The 20,180-nt window shown below is 71.0% G+C and carries 19 protein-coding genes; 7 read left to right on the top strand and 12 right to left on the bottom strand.

Annotated features, from left to right (window positions below):
• Positions 1-459: 459 nt before the first annotated feature.
• A complete protein-coding gene (locus EV562_RS33465; protein ID WP_133890626.1) occupies positions 460-768 on the bottom strand; it encodes a hypothetical protein in 309 nt (102 codons plus the stop codon).
• 21 nt (positions 769-789) lie between these two features.
• Positions 790-2,478, bottom strand: coding sequence for a sodium:solute symporter family protein (locus EV562_RS33460; RefSeq protein ID WP_133890625.1), 1,689 nt, complete (start codon positions 2,476-2,478; stop codon positions 790-792).
• Positions 2,479-2,683: 205 nt separating this feature from the next.
• Between EV562_RS33460 and galT the strand changes: the two genes are divergently transcribed.
• Genes galT through galK form a run of 3 tightly spaced genes read left to right on the top strand, consistent with a single transcriptional unit; the run spans position 2,684 to position 5,914 of the window.
• The gene (gene galT, locus EV562_RS33455) at positions 2,684-3,745 is read left to right on the top strand and encodes a galactose-1-phosphate uridylyltransferase (RefSeq protein ID WP_133890624.1); all 1,062 of its coding nucleotides are present in this window, start codon (positions 2,684-2,686) and stop codon (positions 3,743-3,745) included.
• Complete coding sequence (gene galE, locus EV562_RS33450) at positions 3,742-4,704, top strand: UDP-glucose 4-epimerase GalE (protein ID WP_133890623.1); 963 nt, start codon at positions 3,742-3,744, stop codon at positions 4,702-4,704. Before galT ends, galE begins: the two co-directional genes overlap by 4 nt.
• A 46-nt stretch (positions 4,705-4,750) precedes the next feature.
• Positions 4,751-5,914, top strand: coding sequence for a galactokinase (gene galK, locus EV562_RS33445; protein ID WP_133890622.1), 1,164 nt, complete (start codon positions 4,751-4,753; stop codon positions 5,912-5,914).
• Positions 5,915-6,051: 137 nt separating this feature from the next.
• On the opposite strand, the gene EV562_RS33440 is transcribed toward galK, so the two are convergent.
• On the bottom strand, positions 6,052-6,507 hold the full coding sequence (locus EV562_RS33440) for a GNAT family N-acetyltransferase (protein ID WP_133890621.1): 456 nt from the start codon (positions 6,505-6,507) through the stop codon (positions 6,052-6,054).
• A gap of 315 nt (positions 6,508-6,822) precedes the next feature.
• Here EV562_RS33440 and EV562_RS33435 point away from each other — a divergent pair, with 315 nt between their 5' ends.
• Complete coding sequence (locus EV562_RS33435; RefSeq protein ID WP_133890620.1) at positions 6,823-7,602, top strand: response regulator transcription factor; 780 nt, start codon at positions 6,823-6,825, stop codon at positions 7,600-7,602.
• On the opposite strand, the gene tamR is transcribed toward EV562_RS33435, so the two are convergent.
• On the bottom strand, positions 7,561-8,058 hold the full coding sequence (gene tamR / locus EV562_RS33430; protein WP_007450665.1) for a MarR family transcriptional regulator TamR: 498 nt from the start codon (positions 8,056-8,058) through the stop codon (positions 7,561-7,563). The two genes, EV562_RS33435 and tamR, sit on opposite strands and share 42 nt — an antisense overlap.
• Positions 8,059-8,191: 133 nt before the next feature.
• Between tamR and EV562_RS33425 the strand changes: the two genes are divergently transcribed.
• Positions 8,192-9,049: a trans-aconitate 2-methyltransferase gene (locus EV562_RS33425; protein WP_133890619.1), complete on the top strand. Its 858-nt coding sequence runs from the start codon at positions 8,192-8,194 to the stop codon at positions 9,047-9,049.
• Positions 9,046-9,423 (top strand): VOC family protein, encoded by a 378-nt coding sequence (locus tag EV562_RS33420; protein WP_133890618.1) that lies wholly within the window; start codon positions 9,046-9,048, stop codon positions 9,421-9,423. Before EV562_RS33425 ends, EV562_RS33420 begins: the two co-directional genes overlap by 4 nt.
• 37 nt (positions 9,424-9,460) lie before the next feature.
• Here EV562_RS33420 and EV562_RS33415 read toward each other — a convergent pair whose 3' ends face one another.
• Genes EV562_RS33415 through EV562_RS33405 form a run of 3 tightly spaced genes read right to left on the bottom strand, consistent with a single transcriptional unit; the run spans position 9,461 to position 12,331 of the window.
• Positions 9,461-10,636 carry a CaiB/BaiF CoA-transferase family protein gene (locus tag EV562_RS33415; protein ID WP_133890617.1) on the bottom strand — a complete coding sequence of 392 codons (1,176 nt, stop codon included), beginning with the start codon at positions 10,634-10,636 and terminating at the stop codon, positions 9,461-9,463.
• Positions 10,637-10,646: 10 nt separating this feature from the next.
• Positions 10,647-11,324, bottom strand: coding sequence for a TetR/AcrR family transcriptional regulator (locus EV562_RS33410; RefSeq protein WP_061444296.1), 678 nt, complete (start codon positions 11,322-11,324; stop codon positions 10,647-10,649).
• A complete protein-coding gene (locus EV562_RS33405) occupies positions 11,321-12,331 on the bottom strand; it encodes an acyl-CoA desaturase (protein ID WP_133890616.1) in 1,011 nt (336 codons plus the stop codon). The genes EV562_RS33410 and EV562_RS33405 overlap by 4 nt, the downstream gene beginning before the upstream one ends.
• A 303-nt stretch (positions 12,332-12,634) precedes the next feature.
• Between EV562_RS33405 and ppc the strand changes: the two genes are divergently transcribed.
• Positions 12,635-15,370, top strand: a complete 2,736-nt coding sequence (ppc, locus tag EV562_RS33400) for a phosphoenolpyruvate carboxylase (RefSeq protein WP_133890615.1) — start codon at positions 12,635-12,637, stop codon at positions 15,368-15,370.
• Positions 15,371-15,454: 84 nt separating this feature from the next.
• On the opposite strand, the gene EV562_RS33395 is transcribed toward ppc, so the two are convergent.
• From EV562_RS33395 to glmU, 5 genes are all read right to left on the bottom strand, one after another.
• Positions 15,455-15,991, bottom strand: coding sequence for a hypothetical protein (locus tag EV562_RS33395; RefSeq protein ID WP_133890637.1), 537 nt, complete (start codon positions 15,989-15,991; stop codon positions 15,455-15,457).
• 52 nt (positions 15,992-16,043) lie between these two features.
• Complete coding sequence (gene pth / locus EV562_RS33390) at positions 16,044-16,646, bottom strand: aminoacyl-tRNA hydrolase (RefSeq protein WP_133890614.1); 603 nt, start codon at positions 16,644-16,646, stop codon at positions 16,044-16,046.
• Between the two features lie 105 nt (positions 16,647-16,751).
• On the bottom strand, positions 16,752-17,348 hold the full coding sequence (locus tag EV562_RS33385; RefSeq protein WP_133890613.1) for a 50S ribosomal protein L25/general stress protein Ctc: 597 nt from the start codon (positions 17,346-17,348) through the stop codon (positions 16,752-16,754).
• A 212-nt stretch (positions 17,349-17,560) separates the two neighbouring features.
• A complete protein-coding gene (locus EV562_RS33380) occupies positions 17,561-18,535 on the bottom strand; it encodes a ribose-phosphate diphosphokinase (protein ID WP_133890612.1) in 975 nt (324 codons plus the stop codon).
• 131 nt (positions 18,536-18,666) lie between these two features.
• Positions 18,667-20,115 (bottom strand): bifunctional UDP-N-acetylglucosamine diphosphorylase/glucosamine-1-phosphate N-acetyltransferase GlmU, encoded by a 1,449-nt coding sequence (glmU, locus tag EV562_RS33375; protein ID WP_133890611.1) that lies wholly within the window; start codon positions 20,113-20,115, stop codon positions 18,667-18,669.
• Between the last annotated feature and the right edge of the window lie 65 nt (positions 20,116-20,180).

The raw sequence follows: 20,180 nt of genomic DNA, 5'->3' as shown, positions 1-20,180 counted from the left end.
GTGTAGCGCCTTGGGTTCGGTGGGTGGTGCGGGGCCGGGGCGGGGGGTGTCCGTCCTCGGAACGGCGCGGAATCGGTTACTTGAAGAGGGCTCGGGGCGTTGACGCGCCAACCGCTGCGGGCAGACACCCCCCGCCCCGTCCCCTCCCCGCCGTACGCGGGTGCGGGCCGCCGTCCCCCGGCGGCCTTGTCCCGCCGTACGCGGCTCCCCGCCCCCGCTGCGGGCAGTCGTGCCGCTGGGGCGGCACGGGTGGGCGCAGCGGCACCCGGCAGCGCCGGGCCACGCGTCTCCTCGCCCCGCTCCCACCCCGGCCACGGGTCGACACCGGACGCGTCGCCCGGCGGCCCCGCATCCACCCCGGCCCACCGGTCGACACCGGACCCGTCGCCCGGCGGCCCCGCACCCACCCCGGCCCACCGGTCGACGCCGGACGCGGCGCCCCGCGTCAGTACCGCGGCGTCACTTCTCGTCGGCCCCCTCCAGCGGCGGCGTCGGCGGCGCCACCGGCCGCAGTTTCAGCCAGGCCAGGAAGAACACCCCGAGGACCAGCATCCCCACCCCGGTCCACAGATTGATGTTCACCCCCTGCGCCTTGTCGATGTCGTCGTCGGACGCCACGATGCCCGCGATCGTCACGATGACGCCGTAGACCACGAACAGCCCGCCGATGATCCGCCGGATGTCGAACAGCCGCGCGGCGGTAGCGGACTTGGTCTCCAGCTCGGAGACCTCGTCCTGGACGTTCTTGTCGGAGTAGGAATCGGACATGCTCTCTCAATCCTCCCGCGATCAGAACGAGAACGGGATGTAGCAGGCGGCGGCCAGGACGACCGCGCCCCAGCCCAGCAGCGCCGGCCGGCGGTACCACGCGTCGTCGCCCTTGGCGGGCGGCTCGGACATGCCGGGCGAGGTGGTGCCGTAGACCAGGCCCTGCAGCTCGGTGACCGGCTTCGGCTTGGTGAACAGGGACACGGCGACCATGACCACCGCACCGGCGACGAAGCCCGCGATCGCGGAGACGAAGTTGGCGCCCTGGTCGGAGGGGATGTCGATGATGCCCTGCTTGTAGATGACGAAGTAGTTCACCATCGCGGCCGTGGTGCCCGCGATCAGGCCCCAGAAGCCGGACTTCATCGACGCGCGCTTCCAGAACATGCCGATGATGAAGACCACGAACATCGGCACGTTGAAGAAGGAGAAGAGCGTCTGGAGGTAGCTCATGATGTTCGAGAAGGACGAGGCCAGGAACGCCGTGCCGATGGAGGCCAGGACGCCGATCACCGTGATCAGGCGGCCGAAGCGGACGTAGTAGCCGTCCTCGCGGTCCTTCACCACGTACTTCTGCCAGATGTCGGTGGTGAAGACGGTGTTGAAGGAGGAGATGTTGGCCGCCATGCCGGCCATGAAGGCGGCCAGCAGACCGGTCACCGCGATGCCGAGGACACCGTTGGGCAGCAGCTGCTGCATCAGGTACGGGATCGCGTCGTTGTACTGGAGGTCCGAGCCGGGGGTGCCGATCTTGGGGACCAGGACCGCGGCGACCAGGCCCGGGATCATCACGACGAAGACGATGAAGATCTTCGGGAAGGCGGCGATCAGCGGGGTGCGCTGGGCCGCGGAGAGGTTCTTCGCCGACAGGGCGCGCTGCACCTCGGCGAAGTTCGTCGTCCAGTAGCCGAAGGAGAGGACGAAGCCGAGGCCGAGGACGATGGTCAGCCAGTTGGCGCCCAGCGGGTTCTCGCTGCCGATGCCCGTGCCGCCCCACGCCGTCATGAAGTCGGAGCCGTGGGACTTGGAGAGGGAGTCGGACAGGCCGTCCCAGCCGCCGACCTTCTTCAGGCCCAGGATGGTGATCGGGATGAGGCCGGCCAGGATCACGAAGAACTGGAGCACCTCGTTGTAGATGGCCGAGGAGAGGCCGCCCAGGGTGATGTACGCCAGGACGAAGAAGCCCGCCACCACGATGGCCACCCACTCCGGCCAGCCCAGCAGCGCCTCGACGACGATCGCGAGGGCGTACAGGTTCACGCCGGCGATCAGGATGGCGGCGATGGCGAAAAGGGCCGAACTGAGGAGGTGGGCGGCCTTGTCGAAGCGGAGCAGGAGGAACTCCGGGACCGAGCGGACCTTCGAGCCGTAGTAGAACGGCATCATCACCAGGCCGAGGAAGACCATCGCCGGGATGGCGCCGATCCAGTACCAGTGGGTCGTGTAGACCCCGTACTGGGCGCTGTTGGCGGCCATGCCGAGGATCTCGGTGGCGCCCAGGTTGGCGGCGACGAAGGCGAGGCCGGTGACCCAGGCGGGCAGCGAGCGGCCGGACAGGAAGAAGTCCAGGCTGGTCTTGACGGAACGGCGGGCGGCGAAGCCGATGCCCAGGACGACCAGGAAGTAGATCCCGAGGATCGTGTAGTCGAGCCAGTTGGTGGGGAGTCGAAGCTCCGCGGCTAGGTAAGTGGAGCTTGTGGGGGTTTGCATTAAGCACTCGCTTCGTTCGCGAACTGATCCGCAGCGGAACCTACGCCTCCGCGTTCAGTAAATGAACACTTCGGGTGATGAACTTTGTTTGATTGTGATGAAGGGGGGCCGCCACGACATCGGTGGTGAGTTGTGGCGTGTTATGTTTGATTGTGTTCGGTGATTGGTTTCCTTGGTGACCGTTGGGGTGCAGAGGAGTGCGGCAGTGAAGAAGACCTCGACCCGGCTGGCCGACGGTCGCGAGCTGGTCTACTACGACCTGCGCGACGACACCGTGCGGGACGCCGTGGACCGCCGTCCGCTGGAGCGGACCGTCACCACCTCCGAGGTCCGCCGCGACCCGCTGCTCGGCGACTCGGTCGCCGTCGCCTCGCACCGCCAGGGCCGCACCTACCACCCGCCGGCCGACCAGTGCCCGCTGTGCCCCTCGGACGGGGAGCGGCTGAGCGAGATCCCGGACTCGTCGTACGACGTGGTGGTCTTCGAGAACCGCTTCCCCTCGCTGGCCGGCGACTCCGGGCGCTGCGAGGTCGTCTGCTTCACCTCCGACCACGACGCCTCCTTCGCCGACCTGAGCGAGGAGCAGGCCCGGCTCGTGCTCGACGCCTGGACGGACCGCACCTCGGAGCTGTCCCATCTGCCCTCCGTCGACCAGGTGTTCTGCTTCGAGAACCGGGGCGCCGAGATCGGTGTGACGCTGGGTCACCCGCACGGGCAGATCTACGCCTACCCGTTCACCACCCCCCGCACCGCCCTGATGCTCCGATCGCTCGCCGCCCACAAGGACGCGACGGGCGGGGAGAACCTGTTCGACTCCGTCGTGGCCGAGGAGCTGGCCGGCGACCGGGTCGTCCTGGAGGGCGAACACTGGGTCGCCTTCGTGCCCTACGCCGCGCACTGGCCGTACGAGGTGCACCTCTACCCGAAGCGGCGGGTGCCCGACCTGCTCGGCCTCGACGAGGCCGCCCGCACAGAATTCCCCAAGGTCTATCTGGAACTGTTGAGGCGCTTCGACCGGATCTTCGGTGCGGGGGAGCCCCCGACGCCCTACATCGCCGCCTGGCACCAGGCGCCGTTCGGGCAGTTGGAGGAGTTCGACGGTGTGACGCGGGACGACTTCGCGCTGCACCTGGAGCTTTTCACCATCCGCCGTACATCGGGCAAGCTGAAGTTCCTCGCGGGCTCCGAGTCCGGCATGAACGTGTTCATCAACGACGTGCCCCCGGAGCGCGCGGCCGAGCGACTGCGAGAGGTAGCGAGTTCATGAGCGGGAAGTACCTGGTGACAGGTGGCGCGGGATACGTCGGCAGCGTCGTCGCCCAGCACCTGGTGGAAGCCGGGCACGAGGTCGTCGTGCTCGACAATCTGTCGACCGGCTTCCGTGAGGGTGTCCCGGCGGGCGCCTCGTTCGTCGAGGGCGACATCCGCGACGCCGCCAAGTGGCTGGACGCCTCCTTCGACGGCGTCCTGCACTTCGCCGCCTTCTCCCAGGTGGGCGAGTCCGTCGTCAAGCCCGAGAAGTACTGGGACAACAACGTCGGCGGCACCATGGCCCTGCTGGAGGCCATGCGGGGCGCGGGCGTGCGGCGGCTCGTCTTCTCCTCCACGGCCGCCACCTACGGCGAGCCGGACCAGGTCCCGATCGTCGAGTCCGCGCCGACGAGGCCCACGAACCCCTACGGCGCCTCGAAGCTCGCCGTCGACCACATGATCACCGGTGAGGCGGCGGCCCACGGGCTGGGCGCGGTCTCGCTGCGCTACTTCAACGTCGCGGGCGCGTACGGGGAGTACGGCGAGCGGCACGACCCCGAGTCGCACCTCATCCCGCTGGTCCTCCAGGTCGCGCAGGGCCGCCGCGACGCGATCTCCGTCTTCGGCGACGACTACCCGACGCCGGACGGCACCTGCGTCCGCGACTACATCCACGTCGCCGACCTGGCCGAGGCCCACCTGCTGGCCGTCACGGCCGCCACCCCCGGCGAACACCTCATCTGCAACCTGGGCAACGGGAACGGGTTCTCCGTCCGCGAGGTCGTCGAGACCGTGCGACGGGTCACCGGCCACCCGATCCCGGAGGTCGTGGCGCCCCGCCGGGGCGGCGACCCGGCGGTCCTGGTGGCGTCGGCCGACACGGCCCGGGAGAAACTGGGCTGGAGGCCGTCCCGCGCGGACCTCGCGGGCATCGTGTCGGACGCGTGGGAGTTCGCGCAGCGACGCGCGGGCTAGGACGCACGGAATCCACGGACTTTCCGGAAGGGCGAGGGGACAGGGCATGGGCGAGGCTGTCGCGGTAACCGTCGGCGAGCGGTTCCGGGAGCTGTACGGGGCGGATCCGGAGGGCGTGTGGGCGGCGCCGGGCCGGGTGAACCTCATCGGTGAGCACACCGACTACAACGACGGCTTCGTCATGCCCTTCGCCCTGCCCCACCAGGCCGTCGCGGCCGTCTCCCGGCGCGACGACGGCGTCCTGCGCCTGCACTCCGCCGACATCGCGGCCGGCCCCGTCGAGCTGCGCGTCGCCGACCTGGCCCCCGGCTCGGACAAGACCTGGACCGCGTACCCCTCGGGCGTCGTCTGGGCGCTGCGCGAGGCCGGCCACGAGCTGACCGGTGCCGACATCCACCTGGCCTCGACCGTCCCGTCGGGCGCGGGGCTCTCCTCCTCCGCGGCCCTGGAGGTCGTGGTGGCACTGGCGTTGAACGACCTCTACGCCTTCGGCCTGCGCGGCTGGCAGCTGGCCCGCCTGTGCCAGCGCGCGGAGAACGTCTACGTCGGCGCCCCCGTCGGCATCATGGACCAGACGGCCGCCGCCTGCTGCGAGGCCGGCCACGCCCTCTTCCTCGACACCCGCGACCTCTCCCAGCGCCAGATCCCCTTCGACCTCGCGTCCGAGGGCATGCGCCTGCTGGTCGTCGACACCCGCGTCAAGCACTCCCACAGCGAGGGCGAGTACGGCAAGCGCCGCGCCGGCTGCGAGAAGGGCGCCGCGCTGCTGGGCGTCGACGCGCTGCGCGACGTGCCGTACGCCGAACTCGACGCGGCACTGGAACGGCTGGCCGACGACGAGGAGGTCAGCCGCCTGGTCCGGCACATCGTCACGGAGAACGAGCGCGTCGAGCGGGTGGTGTCGCTCCTGGAGTCCGGCGAGACCCGGGCCATCGGCCCCGTCCTCGTCGAGGGCCACGCCTCGCTGCGGGACGACTTCCGCATCTCCTGTCCCGAGCTGGACCTGGTCGTCGACACGGCCCTCGCCGCCGGCGCGCTCGGCGCCCGCATGACCGGCGGCGGCTTCGGCGGCTCGGCGATCGTCCTGGTGGAGGCCGCCGACGTGGACGCCGTCACCGGGGCGGTCGAGGACGCCTTCGCGGCGGCCGGCTTCACGGCCCCGCGGGTGTTCGAAGCGGTGCCCTCGGAGGGGGCCCGGCGTCTGGGCTGACGGACCTGCGGCCCGCGCGGAGCCCCGGGCCTGTTCCGCACACCGCGCGGGGCCGGGGCCACCGCGTCACCGACCGCCCGGTCTCGCCCACCGCCGCACGCGCCCACCGACGTCCCGGCGTCCCCGGACCGGTCCCCTCAGCCCCACCGCTTCACCAGCGTGTACTCCGTCACCCCCGGCGGATAGCCGGGGATCACGCACGCCACCTCGTAGCCGTGCCGGGTGTAGAAGCCCGGAGCCTGGAAGTCCCAGGTCTCCACGCGGGCGGCGGCGCACCCGCGTTCGGTGCGGGCGGTGCGCTCGGCCTCGCCGAGGAGGGCGGAGCCGAGCCCCGAGCCGCGGTGGCCGCCGTCCACCCACAGGTACGTCACGTGGAGCCAGGTCGCCCAGGTGTGGCCGACCAGGCCGCCCGCCAGAGCGCCCGCCTCGTCCAGCATCCAGACGTGCAGCGGGAATTCGCGTTCGTGAGGGGTCCCGCGCAGGGAACGCAGGACGGAGGAGGCCGCTGTGTTCGTCTCCCGCAGGCGGATGCGCAGCAGATCGCGCCGCTCCCTGTCGACTTCTGTCACAAGACGAAACATGCGGCTCACCATAAACGTGCCGCCGAGTCAGTTCTGCGAATAGCCTTCCGCTCCCGGCGCCCGCCCGTACTCTGATGAGCAACACCGGTGGGGGCCGGTGTCGTTCAGGGGGCGAGACGGCCGGGTACGGCGCCCGGGGCGGGCGGTCACCGCTCGGCGGCGCCGGGCGGCAGCGCCGGCCGTCCCGGAGCGGCGAGCACACAGCACAGCCGGATACGGGGTCCGGGTACGGGCCTCGGGCGTCGTACCCGTGCCGGTGACGCCGTCCGAGGACGGACAGACGATGGGTATCCCCTGCTCCGCGCGGAGCTCGGGGGAGGGGGTTTCGTGGGTCGGATCCGAGTCCTGGTCGTCGACGACCACCGCATCTTCGCCGAGTCGCTCGCCGCCGCCCTGGCCGCCGAGCCCGACGTCGACGTCTCCGCGGCCGGCAGCGGTCCCGCCGCGCTGCGCTGCCTGGAGCGGGCCGCGTCCGAGGGGCGGCGCTTCGACGTGCTCCTCGTCGACGCCGACCTGGGCGGCCACGTGCCCGGCGCCCGGCCCGCCGTGCCCGTGCGGGAGGGCGACGAGGACGGCCTGGTGGACGGCATCTCGCTGGTCGCCGGCGTGCGGTCGGGCCAGCCCGGCGTGCGGATCGTCGTCCTCGCCGAGAAGGACGACCCTCGGCGTGCGGCCCTGGCCCTGGGGACCGGAGCCTCGGGCTGGGTGGCCAAGGACTGCTCCCTGTCCCGGCTGCTCAACGTCATCCGGGGCGTCCTGCGCGACGAGACGCACCTGCCGCCCGCGCTGCTCACCGGCGTGCTGCGCGAGCTGACCGCCGCCCGCAAGCACCGCACCGAGAGCGAGGTGCTGGTGGAGTCGCTGACCCCGCGCGAGCGCGAGGTGCTGCGCTGCATGGTCGCCGGCCTGGGCCGCAAGGCGGTCGCGGAGCGGCTGTACCTGTCCCCGCACACGGTCCGCACCCACATGCAGAACGTGCTGGGCAAGCTGGGCGTCCACTCCACCCTGGCCGCCGTGGCGCTGGCCCGCAGGGCCGGGGTCGGGCCCGCCGACCTGGCCGGGCCCTCAGCCGGGGATGTTGTCGAACGGGGCGGTCAGCTGGCGTAGCAGGGCCGCCAGTTCACTGCGCTGGGCGCGGGAGAGCTCGCCCAGGATCGCCCGCTCCTGGGCCAGCAGGCCCGCCAGGGACTGGTCGGCGCGGTCCCGGCCCTCGTCGGTGAGCCGGACCAGGACGCCGCGCCGGTCACTGGGATCGGGCAGGCGCTCCACCAGGCCCTTCTTCGCCAGCCGGTCGATGCGGTTGGTCATCGTGCCCGACGTGACCAGGGTCTGGGTGAGCAACTGCCCCGGCGAGAGCTGGTACGGGGTGCCCGCGCGGCGCAGCGCCGTCAGCACGTCGAACTCCCACGGCTCCAGCTGGTGCTCGGAGAAGGCCAGCCGACGGGCGCGGTCCAGGTGCCGGGCGAGCCTGCTGACGCGGCTGAGCACCTCGAGCGGTTCCACGTCGAGGTCCGGGCGCTCTCGGCGCCACGCTGCGACCAGCCGATCGACCTCGTCCTCCATGACGATCAGTGTAGTGGTTGTGTCGATGTGAAGTCTCTTGATGTCGATTGTCTCGACAACAACAATCTTGACATCGAGACAGATCGGGGGCGACGCTGGGTATCCGTCCCGCACGGACACCCCTGGAGGCTCCATGTCCGCCACCGCCCCCACCTGGGACCCCGCCCAGTACCTGCGCCACGCCGGCCCCCGCGCCCGCCCCTTCACCGACCTCCTCGCCCGCGTCGGGGACCTCCCCGCCGACCGGCCCCGCATCGCCGACCTCGGCTGCGGCCCCGGCAACGTCACCGTCCTGCTCGCCGACCGCTGGCCCACCGCCCGCATCACCGGCTACGACAACTCGGCCCCGATGCTCGACCGGGCCCGCCGGTACGCCGGGCCCACCCCCGGCGGCGGCCACCTCGACTTCGCCCCCGCCGACGCCCGCACCTGGACACCCGACGAGCCGTACGACCTCGTCGTCAGCAACGCCACCCTCCAGTGGGTCCCCGGCCACGCCGACCGCTTCCCCGACTGGATCGACCGCCTCGCCCCCGGCGGCACCCTCGCCCTCCAGGTGCCCGGCAACTTCGACGCCCCCAGCCACCGCCTGATGCGGGAACTCGCCCGCTCCCCGCGCTGGCGGGACCGGCTCGACGGCGTCCTGCGCCACGAGGACGCCGTCCACACCCCCGAGGACTACCTCGCCCGGCTCACCGCCACCGGCTGCACAGCCGACGTGTGGGAGACCACGTACGTCCACCTGCTGCCCGGCGAGGACGCCGTCCTCGACTGGGTGAAGGGGACGGGACTGCGGCCCGTACTGGACGCCCTCGACGACGACCCGGCCGCCCGCGACGCCTTCGTCGAGGAGTACCGGGCCGCGCTGCGCGCCGCCTACCCCGCCGGGGCACACGGCACCCCGTTCCCCTTCCGCCGCGTCTTCGCCGTCGCACGCAAGGGACGCGACGCACCGGAAGGGCCGCAGGGCAGGGAAGGGGAGAGCCGGTGATCCTCGGCCTCGACCACGTCCAGCTCGCCGCGCCGCCCGGCTCCGAGGCCACCCTGCGGGCCTTCTACGGCGGCGTCCTCGGCATGACCGAGATGCCCGAACCGCCCGCGCTCGCCACCCGCGGCGGCTGCTGGTTCCGGGCCGGCACCGCCCAGCTCCACCTGGGCGTCGAGACCACCGGGTTCCGGCCCGCCCGCAAGGCCCACCCCGCCCTGCGGGTCACCGCGATCGACGCCTGGGCCGCCCGCCTGCACGCCCACGGCACGCCCGTCACCTGGGACCACGGCCTGCCCGGCCACCGGCGCTTCCACTGCGCCGACCCGGTCGGCAACCGCCTGGAGTTCCTGCAGCCGGACGCACCCGAGCCGCCCTGACGCCCGGCCGCCCGCAGCCGCCCCGGGGTCCGCGCCCTCACACCACGCCCTCGGCGGCGAGCGCGTCGACGGCCTCCTCCGACAGACCGAGACCGCCGAGCACGGCGCGGGTGTGCTCGCCCAGCGCCGGGACCGCCTCCATGCGGGGCGCCTCACCGGTCGGACCGGGCGGCACCAGCGCCGGGACCGGGCCGGCCGGTGTGTCCACCTCGCGCAGGCGGCCCCGCGCGGCCAGCTGAGGGTGGTCCCACACCTCGGCCAGCGTGTTCACCCGGGCATTGGCCACCGGCACCGCGTCGAGCAGCTCGACCGCCTCGGCGCCGGTCAGCTCCGCGAACCGGGCCGCGATCAGCTCGCCCAGCTCCTCCCGGTGCGCGTCCCGGTCCGCGTTGGTGGCGTAGTGCGGGTGCTCCGCCAGCTCCGGGCGGCCCAGGAAGCCCGCGCAGAAGCCACGCCACTCCCGCTCGTTCTGCACCGCCGTCATCACGACCTTCCCGTCCCGGGCCGTGAACGGACCGTAGGGAAAGATCGTCGCGTGCGCCGCACCCGCCCGCGGCGGCGGCTGGGCACCGTCGAGGGAGTAGTACAGCGGGAAGCCCAGCCACTCCACGGTGGCCTCCAGCATCGACACGTCCAGATGCGTGCCCCGCCCCGTGCGCCCGCGCTCCAGCAGCGCACCGAGGATCGAGCTGTACGCGTACATCCCGGCGGCGATGTCCGACACCGGGATGCCCGCCTTCGCCATCTCCCGCGGCGTCCCCGTGACCGACAGCAGCCCCGCCTCCGACTGCACCAGCAGGTCGTACGCCTTGCGGTCCGCGTAGGGACCCGACGCGCCGTAGCCGGAGACGTCGCACACGATCAGCCCCGGATGCGCGGCCAGCAGCTCCTCGGCGCCCAGACCGGCCCGGGCCGCGGCGCCCGGCGCCAGGTTCTGCAGGAAGACGTCGGCGTCCGCGATCAGCCGGCGCAGCAGCCGAAGACCCCGCGGGTCCTTGAAGTCCAGGGTGACGGACTCCTTGTTGCGGTTGACCCACACGAAGTGCGAACTCAGACCCCGCACCCGCGTGTCGTACGCCCGCGCGAAATCCCCCGTCCCCGGACGCTCCACCTTGATCACGCGTGCGCCGAGGTCGGCGAGCTGACGGCTCGCGTAGGGAGCGGCGATCGCCTGCTCCAGCGAGACGACGGTGATTCCGCGCAGCGGTTGCATGCCCCGGCCCTCAGCTCTTGCGGTGCCCTATCAGGCGCGGCTTCGGCTCCAGACCGTCCAGACCGTGCCACGCCAGGTTCACCAGATGTGCCGCCACCTCGGCCTTCTTCGGGCGGCGCACGTCCAGCCACCACTGCCCGGTCAGCGCCACCATCCCGACCAGCGCCTGCGCGTACAGCGGGGCCAGCTTCGCGTCGAAACCGCGGCTCTTGAACTCGCGGCCCAGGATGTCCTCCACCTGGGTGGCGATGTCCGAGATGAGGGAGGCGAAGGTACCCGTCGACTGCGGGATGGGGGAGTCGCGGACCAGGATGCGGAAACCGTCCGTGTACTCCTCGATGTAGTCCAGGAGCGCGAAGGCCGCCTGCTCGCACAGCTCACGCGGGTGCCCCGCGGTCAGGGAGCCGGTCACCATGTCCAGCAGCCGCCGCATCTCCCGGTCCACGACCACCGCGTACAGGCCCTCCTTGCCGCCGAAGTGCTCGTACACCACCGGCTTGGAGACCCCGGCCTTCGCCGCGATCTCCTCCACCGACGTGCCCTCGAACCCCTTCGCCGCGAACAGCGTGCGGCCGATCTCCAGCAGCTGCTGGCGCCGCTCGGCACCCGTCATCCGGGTGCGGCGTGCCCGCCGCGGCTTCTCGTTGCTCGGGGTGCTGCTGGAGTCGGTCGCCACGGCGTCAATCATGCCGCCTTCGCCGTCTCCTTCCGGCGGCGGGCACCGTCCTGATCCGTGTTACGGCGCGAATCGATACGCGAGCGTGACGGCCACCGCACGTCGTACGCCCACCCCAGCTGCTCGAACCAGCGGATCAGGCGGGCCGACGAGTCCAGCTGCCCGCGCATCACCCCGTGCCGCGCCGACGTCGGGTCCGCGTGGTGCAGGTTGTGCCAGGACTCACCGCAGGACAGGATCGCCAGCCACCACACGTTGCCCGAGCGGTCCCGGGACTTGAACGGGCGCTTGCCCACCGCGTGGCAGATCGAGTTGATCGACCACGTCACGTGGTGCAGCAGGGCCACCCGCACGAGTGAACCCCAGAAGAAGCCGGTGAACGCACCCCACCAGGACATCGTGACCAGCCCGCCGATCAGCGCGGGCAGCGCCAGGGACACCACCGTCCACAGGACGAACTGGCGGGAGACCGCCCGCAGCGCCGGGTCCTTGATCAGATCCGGGGCGTACTTGTCCTGCGGCGTCTGCTCCTCGTCGAACATCCAGGCGATGTGCGCCCACCACAGGCCCTTCATCAGAGCCGGCACCGTCTCGCCGTACCGCCACGGCGAATGCGGGTCGCCCTCGTCGTCGGAGAACTTGTGGTGCCTGCGGTGGTCGGCCACCCAGCGCACCAGCGGCCCCTCGACCGCCATGGAGCCCGCGATCGCCAACGCGATCTTCAACGGCCGCTTCGCCTTGAACGAACCGTGGGTGAAGTGCCGGTGGAAGCCGATCGTGATGCCGTGGCAGCCCAGGAAGTAGAAGAAGACCAGCAGCCCCAGGTCCAGCCAGCTCACCCCCCACCCCCACGCCAGCGGCACCGCCGCCGCCAGCGCGAGGAACGGAACGGTGATGAAGAGCAGCAGCGTGATCTGCTCCAGCGAACGCTTCTGCTCACCGCCCAGCGTGGCGGAGGGCGCCGCTTCGGCATCGGCCGGCTGCGGAGCGTCTGGGATCACATCGGAACTCGTGGTCATGCGCGTCCCCTGTGGGGTCGAGGGTGGGGGTCGGGGGTGTCGCCGGTGCAGACTGCGGGACCGCGCGTGAACTTCCTACGGTCCCGTAACCTACGGCGACGTAAGTATGGCAGTGCGTGGCCACGCGGCAAGAGCCCCAGAGCCTGCGCGTCCCGGCCGACACCTATCCTGGGAGTCGGTCGGACAGCGCGGTCCGCTCTGATTACTTTCCGGACGTCCGGCCCGGTAAGCGGCGCCCGCCGCGCGAGACGGCCGTCCGGGTTCCCTCCCAGACGAGCTTCAACACTGCAAGGAGCCGCACCTGTGAGCAGTGCCGACGACCAGACCACCACGACGACCGGCAGCGAACTGCGGGCCGACATCCGCCGACTGGGCGACCTCCTCGGAGAGACGCTCGTCCGGCAGGAGGGCCCCGAGCTGCTGGAACTCGTCGAGAAGGTACGCCGACTCACCCGCGAGGACGGCGAGGCCGCCGCCGAACTGCTGCGCGGAACCGAACTGGAGACCGCCGCCAAGCTCGTCCGCGCCTTCTCCACCTACTTCCACCTCGCCAACGTCACCGAACAGGTCCACCGCGGCCGCGAACTGGGCGCCAAGCGCGCCGCCGAGGGCGGACTGCTCGCCCGCACCGCGGATCGGCTCAAGGACGCGGACCCCGAGCACCTGCGCGAGACGGTCCGCAACCTCAACGTGCGCCCCGTCTTCACCGCGCACCCCACCGAGGCCGCCCGCCGCTCCGTCCTCAACAAGCTGCGCCGCATCGCCGCGCTCCTGGACACCCCGGTCAACGAGTCCGACCGCCGCCGCCTGGACACCCGCCTCGCCGAGAACATCGACCTCGTCTGGCAGACCGACGAGCTGCGCGTCGTCCGCCCCGAGCCCGCCGACGAGGCCCGCAACGCCATCTACTACCTCGACGAGCTGCACCTGGGCGCCGTCGGCGACGTCCTCGAGGACCTCACCGCCGAACTGGAACGGGCCGGCGTCAAGCTCCCCGACGACACCCGCCCCCTCACCTTCGGCACCTGGATCGGCGGCGACCGCGACGGCAACCCCAACGTCACCCCCCAGGTGACCTGGGACATCCTCATCCTCCAGCACGAACACGGCATCAACGACGCCCTGGAGATGATCGACGAACTGCGCGGCTTCCTCTCCAACTCCATCCGCTACGCCGGAGCCACCGAGGAACTGCTCACCTCCCTCCAGGCCGACCTGGAACGGCTCCCCGAGATCAGCCCCCGCTACAAGCGGCTCAACGCCGAGGAGCCCTACCGGCTCAAGGCCACCTGCATTCGGCAGAAGCTGGAGAACACCAAGCAGCGCCTCGCCAAGGGCACCGCCCACGACGCCGGCCGCGACTACCTCGGCACCGCCGAACTCATCGACGACCTGCGCATCGTCCAGACCTCGCTGCGCGAACACCGCGGCGGCCTCTTCGCCGACGGCCGCCTCGCCCGCACCATCCGCACCCTGGCCGCCTTCGGCCTCCAGCTCGCCACCATGGACGTCCGCGAACACGCCGACGCCCACCACCACGCCCTCGGCCAGCTCTTCGACCGGCTCGGCGAGGAGTCCTGGCGCTACGCCGACATGCCCCGCGAGTACCGCACCAAGCTCCTCGCCAAGGAACTGCGCTCCCGCAGGCCGCTCGCCCCCACCCCGGCCCCCGTGGACGCCCCCGGCGAGAAGACCCTCGGCGTCTTCCAGACCGTCCGCCGCGCCCTGGAGGTCTTCGGCCCCGAGGTCATCGAGTCCTACATCATCTCCATGTGCCAGGGCGCCGACGACGTCTTCGCCGCGGCGGTGCTGGCACGCGAGGCCGGACTCATCGACCTGCACGCCGGCTGGGCCAAGATCGGCATCGTGCCGCTCCTGGAGACCACCGACGAGCTCAAGGCCGCCGACACCATCCTGGAAGACCTCCTCGCCGACCCCTCCTACCGGCGCCTGGTCGCCCTGCGCGGCGACGTCCAGGAAGTCATGCTCGGCTACTCCGACTCCTCCAAGTTCGGCGGCATCACCACCAGCCAGTGGGAGATCCACCGCGCCCAGCGCCGGCTGCGCGACGTCGCCCACCGCTACGGCGTACGCCTGCGCCTCTTCCACGGCCGCGGCGGCACCGTCGGCCGCGGCGGCGGCCCCACCCACGACGCCATCCTCGCCCAGCCCTGGGGCACCCTGGAAGGCGAGATCAAGGTCACCGAGCAGGGCGAGGTCATCTCCGACAAGTACCTCATCCCCGCCCTCGCCCGGGAGAACCTGGAGCTGACCGTCGCGGCCACCCTCCAGGCATCCGCCCTGCACACCGCACCCCGCCAGTCCGACGAGGCCCTGGCCCGCTGGGACGCCGCCATGGACGTCGTCTCCGACGCCGCCCACACCGCCTACCGCAAGCTCGTCGAAGACCCCGACCTGCCCACCTACTTCCTGGCCTCCACACCCGTCGACCAGCTCGCCGACCTGCACCTGGGCTCACGGCCCTCCCGCCGGCCCGGCTCCGGCGTCTCCCTCGACGGACTGCGCGCCATCCCCTGGGTCTTCGGCTGGACCCAGTCCCGGCAGATCGTCCCCGGCTGGTACGGCGTCGGCTCCGGCCTCAAGGCGCTGCGCGAGGCCGGCCTGGACACCGTCCTCGACGAGATGCACCAGCAGTGGCACTTCTTCCGCAACTTCATCTCCAACGTCGAGATGACCCTCGCCAAGACCGACCTGCGCATCGCCCAGCACTACGTCGACACCCTCGTCCCCGACGAACTCAAGCACGTCTTCGACGCCATCAAGGCCGAACACGAGCTGACCGTCGCCGAGGTCCTGCGCGTCACCGGCGAGACCGAACTGCTGGACGCCGACCCGGTCCTCAAGCAGACCTTCGCCATCCGCGACGCCTACCTCGACCCGATCTCCTACCTCCAGGTCGCCCTCCTCGGCCGCCAGCGCGAGGCCGCCGCCGCGAACGAGGACCCGGACCCGCTCCTCGCCCGGGCCCTCCTCCTCACCGTCAACGGCGTCGCCGCGGGCCTGCGCAACACCGGCTGACGCGAACCCCGCCACACAACGGTGCCCCGGACTCACCCAGAGCCCGGGGCACCGCCCGTTCCCGCACGCGCCGGTGCGGGAACCTCACACCGCGAAGAACGCCGCCGTCAGCAACGCCACCCCCGCCCCCGCCATCACCCACGCCGCCCGGACCCGCCGCAGACCACCCGCCACCACCACCGACGCCAGCAGCAGCGCACCACCCAGCGGCACCCACGCGAACAGGACCCCCGCCGCACCCGCACGCACCGCACCGTCACCGCCGGGCTTCAGCACCACGCCGTACGACCGCCCCTCCGCCACCGCGACCGAATCCTCCAGCACCACCCGGCCACGGGCCTGCGACCCCGCCGACACCGGCGCGTACGGACCACTGCACCAACCGTCGGCACAGCGCGTCACCTCCACCGTGCCCCGCTCCCGCCCCTTCGTCAGCAGCACATGCTGCGCCGAACCCCAGGACGCCCACACCCCCGCGATCAGGATCAACGCCGTCACCGTCCCCATCGCCGCCACCCGCCCGAACCGCAGCACGGCGGACGACACGGACGACAGGGACGACACGGACGAGGCCTGACGGGAACGAGCGGCGGAGGCAGAGGCAGGCATGGCCGGGATCATTGGCCATGCCCGCACGCCCGGTCAACTCACCCGCGGACCATCACCGGACAAGTCACGAGTTGTACGCGCTCTGCGCCCGCTCCAGACCCTCGATCACCAGAGCCTCCACCGCGTCCGCCGCCCGGTCCACGAAGTAGTCCAGCTCCTTGCGCTCCGCCGACGAGAAATCCCGCAGCACGAAATCCGCCACCGGCATCCGCCCCGGCGGCCGCCCGATCCCGAACCGCACCCGGTGATACTCCGCACCCAGCGACTTCGTGATCGACTTCAGCCCGTTGTGCCCGTTGTCCCCGCCACCCAGCTTCAACCGCAGCACGCCGTAGTCGATGTCCAACTCGTCGTGCACCGCCACGACATTGCCCACCGGCACTTTGTAGAAGTCCCGCAACGCCGTCACCGGCCCCCCCGACACGTTCATGAACGACATCGGCTTCGCAAGAATCACCCGCCGGCTCGCCGGCCCCGGCGGACCGATCCGCCCCTCGACCACCTGCGCCTGCGCCTTGCCGTGCCGCTTGAACCGCCCCCCGATCCGCTCCGCCAGCAGATCCGCCACCATGAAACCGACGTTGTGCCGGTTCGAGGCGTACTCGGCGCCCGGATTGCCGAGACCGGCCACCAGCCACGGAGCACCCGCGTCCGTCGTCACGTCCATCTCTCCCTCACGTCCCTCGCACCCGTCCGTACCCGTCCCCACATACGCGTCGGCCGCCGCCCCGCACGGGAGCAGCGGCCGACCACATGATGACCCAGGACGGGATCAGGCCTCCGCGGCCTCGTCGCCCTCGCCCTCACCCTCGGCCGGGGCCTCCTCGGCCTGCGCGGCCAGGACCTGAAGGACGACCGTGTCCTCCTCGACGGCCAGCTTGGTGCCGGCCGGGAGCGGGATGTCCTTGGCCAGGATGGAGGCGCCGGCCTCCAGACCCTCGACGGAGACGGTGACCGACTCCGGGATGTGCGTCGCCTCGGCCTCGACCGGCAGCGCGTTCAGCACGTGCTCGAGCAGGTTGCCGCCCGGGGCCAGTTCACCCTCGGTCTGCACGTAGATCTCGACGCTGACCGTCTCGCCGCGCTGCACCAACTGCAGGTCGACGTGCTCCAGGAAACCCTTGATCGGGTCACGCTGGACCGACTTCGGGATCGCCAGCTCGTTCGTCTTGCCGTCGACGTCCAGCGCGATCAGCACGTTCGGCGTACGCAGCGCCAGCAGCAGCTCGTGACCCGGCAGGGTCAGGTGCAGCGGGTCCGAACCGTGGCCGTACAGGACACCGGGAACCTTGTTGTCACGGCGGATACGACGCGCGGCACCCTTGCCGAACTCGGTGCGCGTCTCGGCGGTGAGCTTCACCTCGGACATGATCACTCCTCGTGGAAAACAGAAACGGACGTGGTCACCCGGCCACGAACGGCCTGCTACGAAGAGCGCGTCGATAACGGAGCGCCACACCCGAAAACACGGGTACGGCCTCCCTCGCCGAGCAACCTGAGCAGTCTACGCGGAGAGGAAGGCCGTACCCAAAACGATCAACAAGCGGCACCGGCGCCTGCAGAACGGTTACTGCACGACGCTCACTGCTCGTCGAACAGGCTCGTCACCGAACCGTCCTCGAACACCTCACGCACCGCACGCGCGATCGTCGGCGCGATCGACAACACCGTGATCTTGTCCAGCTCCAGCTCACTCGCCGACGGCAGCGTGTTCGTGAACACGAACTCACTCACCTTCGAGTTCTTCAACCGGTCCGCCGCCGGACCCGACAGCACACCGTGCGTCGCCGTCACGATCACATCCTCCGCACCGTGCGCGAACAACGCGTCCGCAGCCGCGCAGATCGTGCCACCCGTGTCGATCATGTCGTCGACCAGGACGCAGATACGCCCCTCCACATCACCCACGACCTCGTGCACCGTGACCTGGTTCGCCACGTCCTTGTCACGCCGCTTGTGCACGATCGCCAGCGGAGCGCCCAGACGGTCGCACCAACGGTCCGCCACCCGCACCCGGCCCGCGTCCGGAGACACCACCGTCAGCTTCGAACGGTCCACCTTCGCACCCACGTAGTCCGCCAGCAGCGGCAACGCGAACAGATGATCCACCGGACCGTCGAAGAAGCCCTGGATCTGATCCGTGTGCAGATCCACCGCCAGAATCCGGTCCGCACCCGCGGTCTTCATCAGATCCGCGACCAGACGCGCCGAAATCGGTTCACGCCCACGGTGCTTCTTGTCCTGCCGCGCGTAACCGTAGAACGGCACGATGACGGTGATGGAGCGAGCCGACGCACGCTTCAACGCGTCGATCATGATCAACTGCTCCATGACCCACTTGTTGATCGGAGCCGTGTGGCTCTGGATCAGGAAACAGTCCGCACCACGCGCCGACTCCTGATACCGCACATAGATCTCACCATTGGCGAAGTCGAAGGCCTTCGTCGGGACGACCCCGACCCCCAGCTGCTGGGCGACCTCCTCGGCAAGCTCGGGGTGTGCGCGGCCGGAGAAGAACATCATCTTCTTCTCGCCGGTCGTCTTGATCCCGGTCACAGCACTTTCTCCTCAGAGGTTCGCAGCTGAGCTCATGGGCGCTCTCCCGACTGGCCGCGGGGGCGTCTCAGCTGGTGGGGTGCGGATGTGCACTTATCACGGTACGCCGTGTTCGACGCGCCGGTTTCCGGTCAGTCCTCGCCGCCCGCCTCACGGGACACCGCCTCGGCAGCCTTCGCCGCCGCGCTCCCCGGACGCTTCCGAGCCACCCAACCCTCGATATTCCGCTGCTGGCCACGGGCCACGGCCAGCGAACCGGGCGGCACATCCTTCGTGATCACCGAGCCGGCGGCGGTGTAGGCACCGTCCCCGACCGTGACAGGAGCCACAAACATGTTGTCCGAACCCGTACGGCAGTGCGAACCGATCGTCGTGTGGTGCTTGTCCTGACCGTCGTAGTTCACGAACACGCTCGCCGCACCGATGTTCGTGAAATCACCGATCGTCGCATCACCCATGTAGGACAGGTGCGGAACCTTCGTCCCCTCGCCGATCGACGCGTTCTTCGCCTCGACGAACGTACCGATCTTCGACTTCAGCCCGAGACGCGTACCCGGCCGCAGATACGCGTACGGACCCACCGAAGCCTGCGGACCCACATGAGCGCTCACCGCGACCGTGTTGTCCACCCGCGCCCCCGCGTCCACCCGGGTGTCCGTCAGGCGCGTGTTCGGACCGACCTCACAGCCCTCCGCGAGATGCGTGGCACCGTGCAGCTGCGTGCCCGGATGCAGGACCACGTCCTGTTCGAACGTCACCGTCACGTCGACCCACGTCGTCGCCGGATCCACCACCGTCACGCCGGCCAGCATCGCCCCGGTCAGCAACCGGTCGTTCAGGATCCGCCGGGCCTCCGCCAGCTGCACACGGTTGTTGATCCCCGCGATCTCCCGGTGGTCACCCGCCACCGACGCACCCACCCGGTGCCCCGCCTCGCGCAGGATCCCCAGGACATCCGTCAGGTACTCCTCACCCTGACTGTTGTCCGTCCGCACCTTGCCCAGCGCCTCCGCGAGCAACCGCCCGTCGAAGGCGAACACACCCGAGTTGATCTCCCGGATCGCCCGCTGCGACTCCGAGGCGTCCTTGTGCTCCACGATCGCCGTCACGGCACCCGAGGCACCGTCCCGCACGATCCGCCCGTACCCCGTCGCGTCCGGCACCTCCGCCGTCAGCACCGTCACCGCGTTCCCGTCGGCCGAGTGCGTCGCGGCGAGGGCCTTGAGCGTCCCGCCGGTCAGCAGCGGAGTGTCACCGCAGACCACGACCACGGTCCCGTCCACGGCACCGCCCAGCACCTCCAGACCGATCCGCACGGCGTGCCCGGTGCCGTTCTGCTGCTCCTGGACGGCGGTGCGGACGTCGGGGGCGACCTCGGCGAGGTGCGCGGTGACCTTCTCGCGGGCGTGCCCGACGACGGCGACCAGGTTCTCGGGGTCCAGCTCACCGGCCGCGGCGAGCACGTGCCCGACGAGGGACCGGCCGCACAGCTCGTGCAGGACCTTGGGAGTGGCCGACTTCATACGGGTGCCCTCACCCGCTGCGAGAACGACGACGGCTGCCGGGCGATTGGCGCTCACGGGATGCCCTTCGGCTTTGAGGGGGTGGGGGTGGACATCCGCAGGATACCGGGGTGGTTGGAGGG

The organism is Streptomyces sp. BK208 (genome assembly GCF_004364245.1).
GTDB lineage: Bacteria > Actinomycetota > Actinomycetes > Streptomycetales > Streptomycetaceae > Streptomyces.
This window is presented reverse-complemented; position numbering and strand designations above follow the sequence as displayed.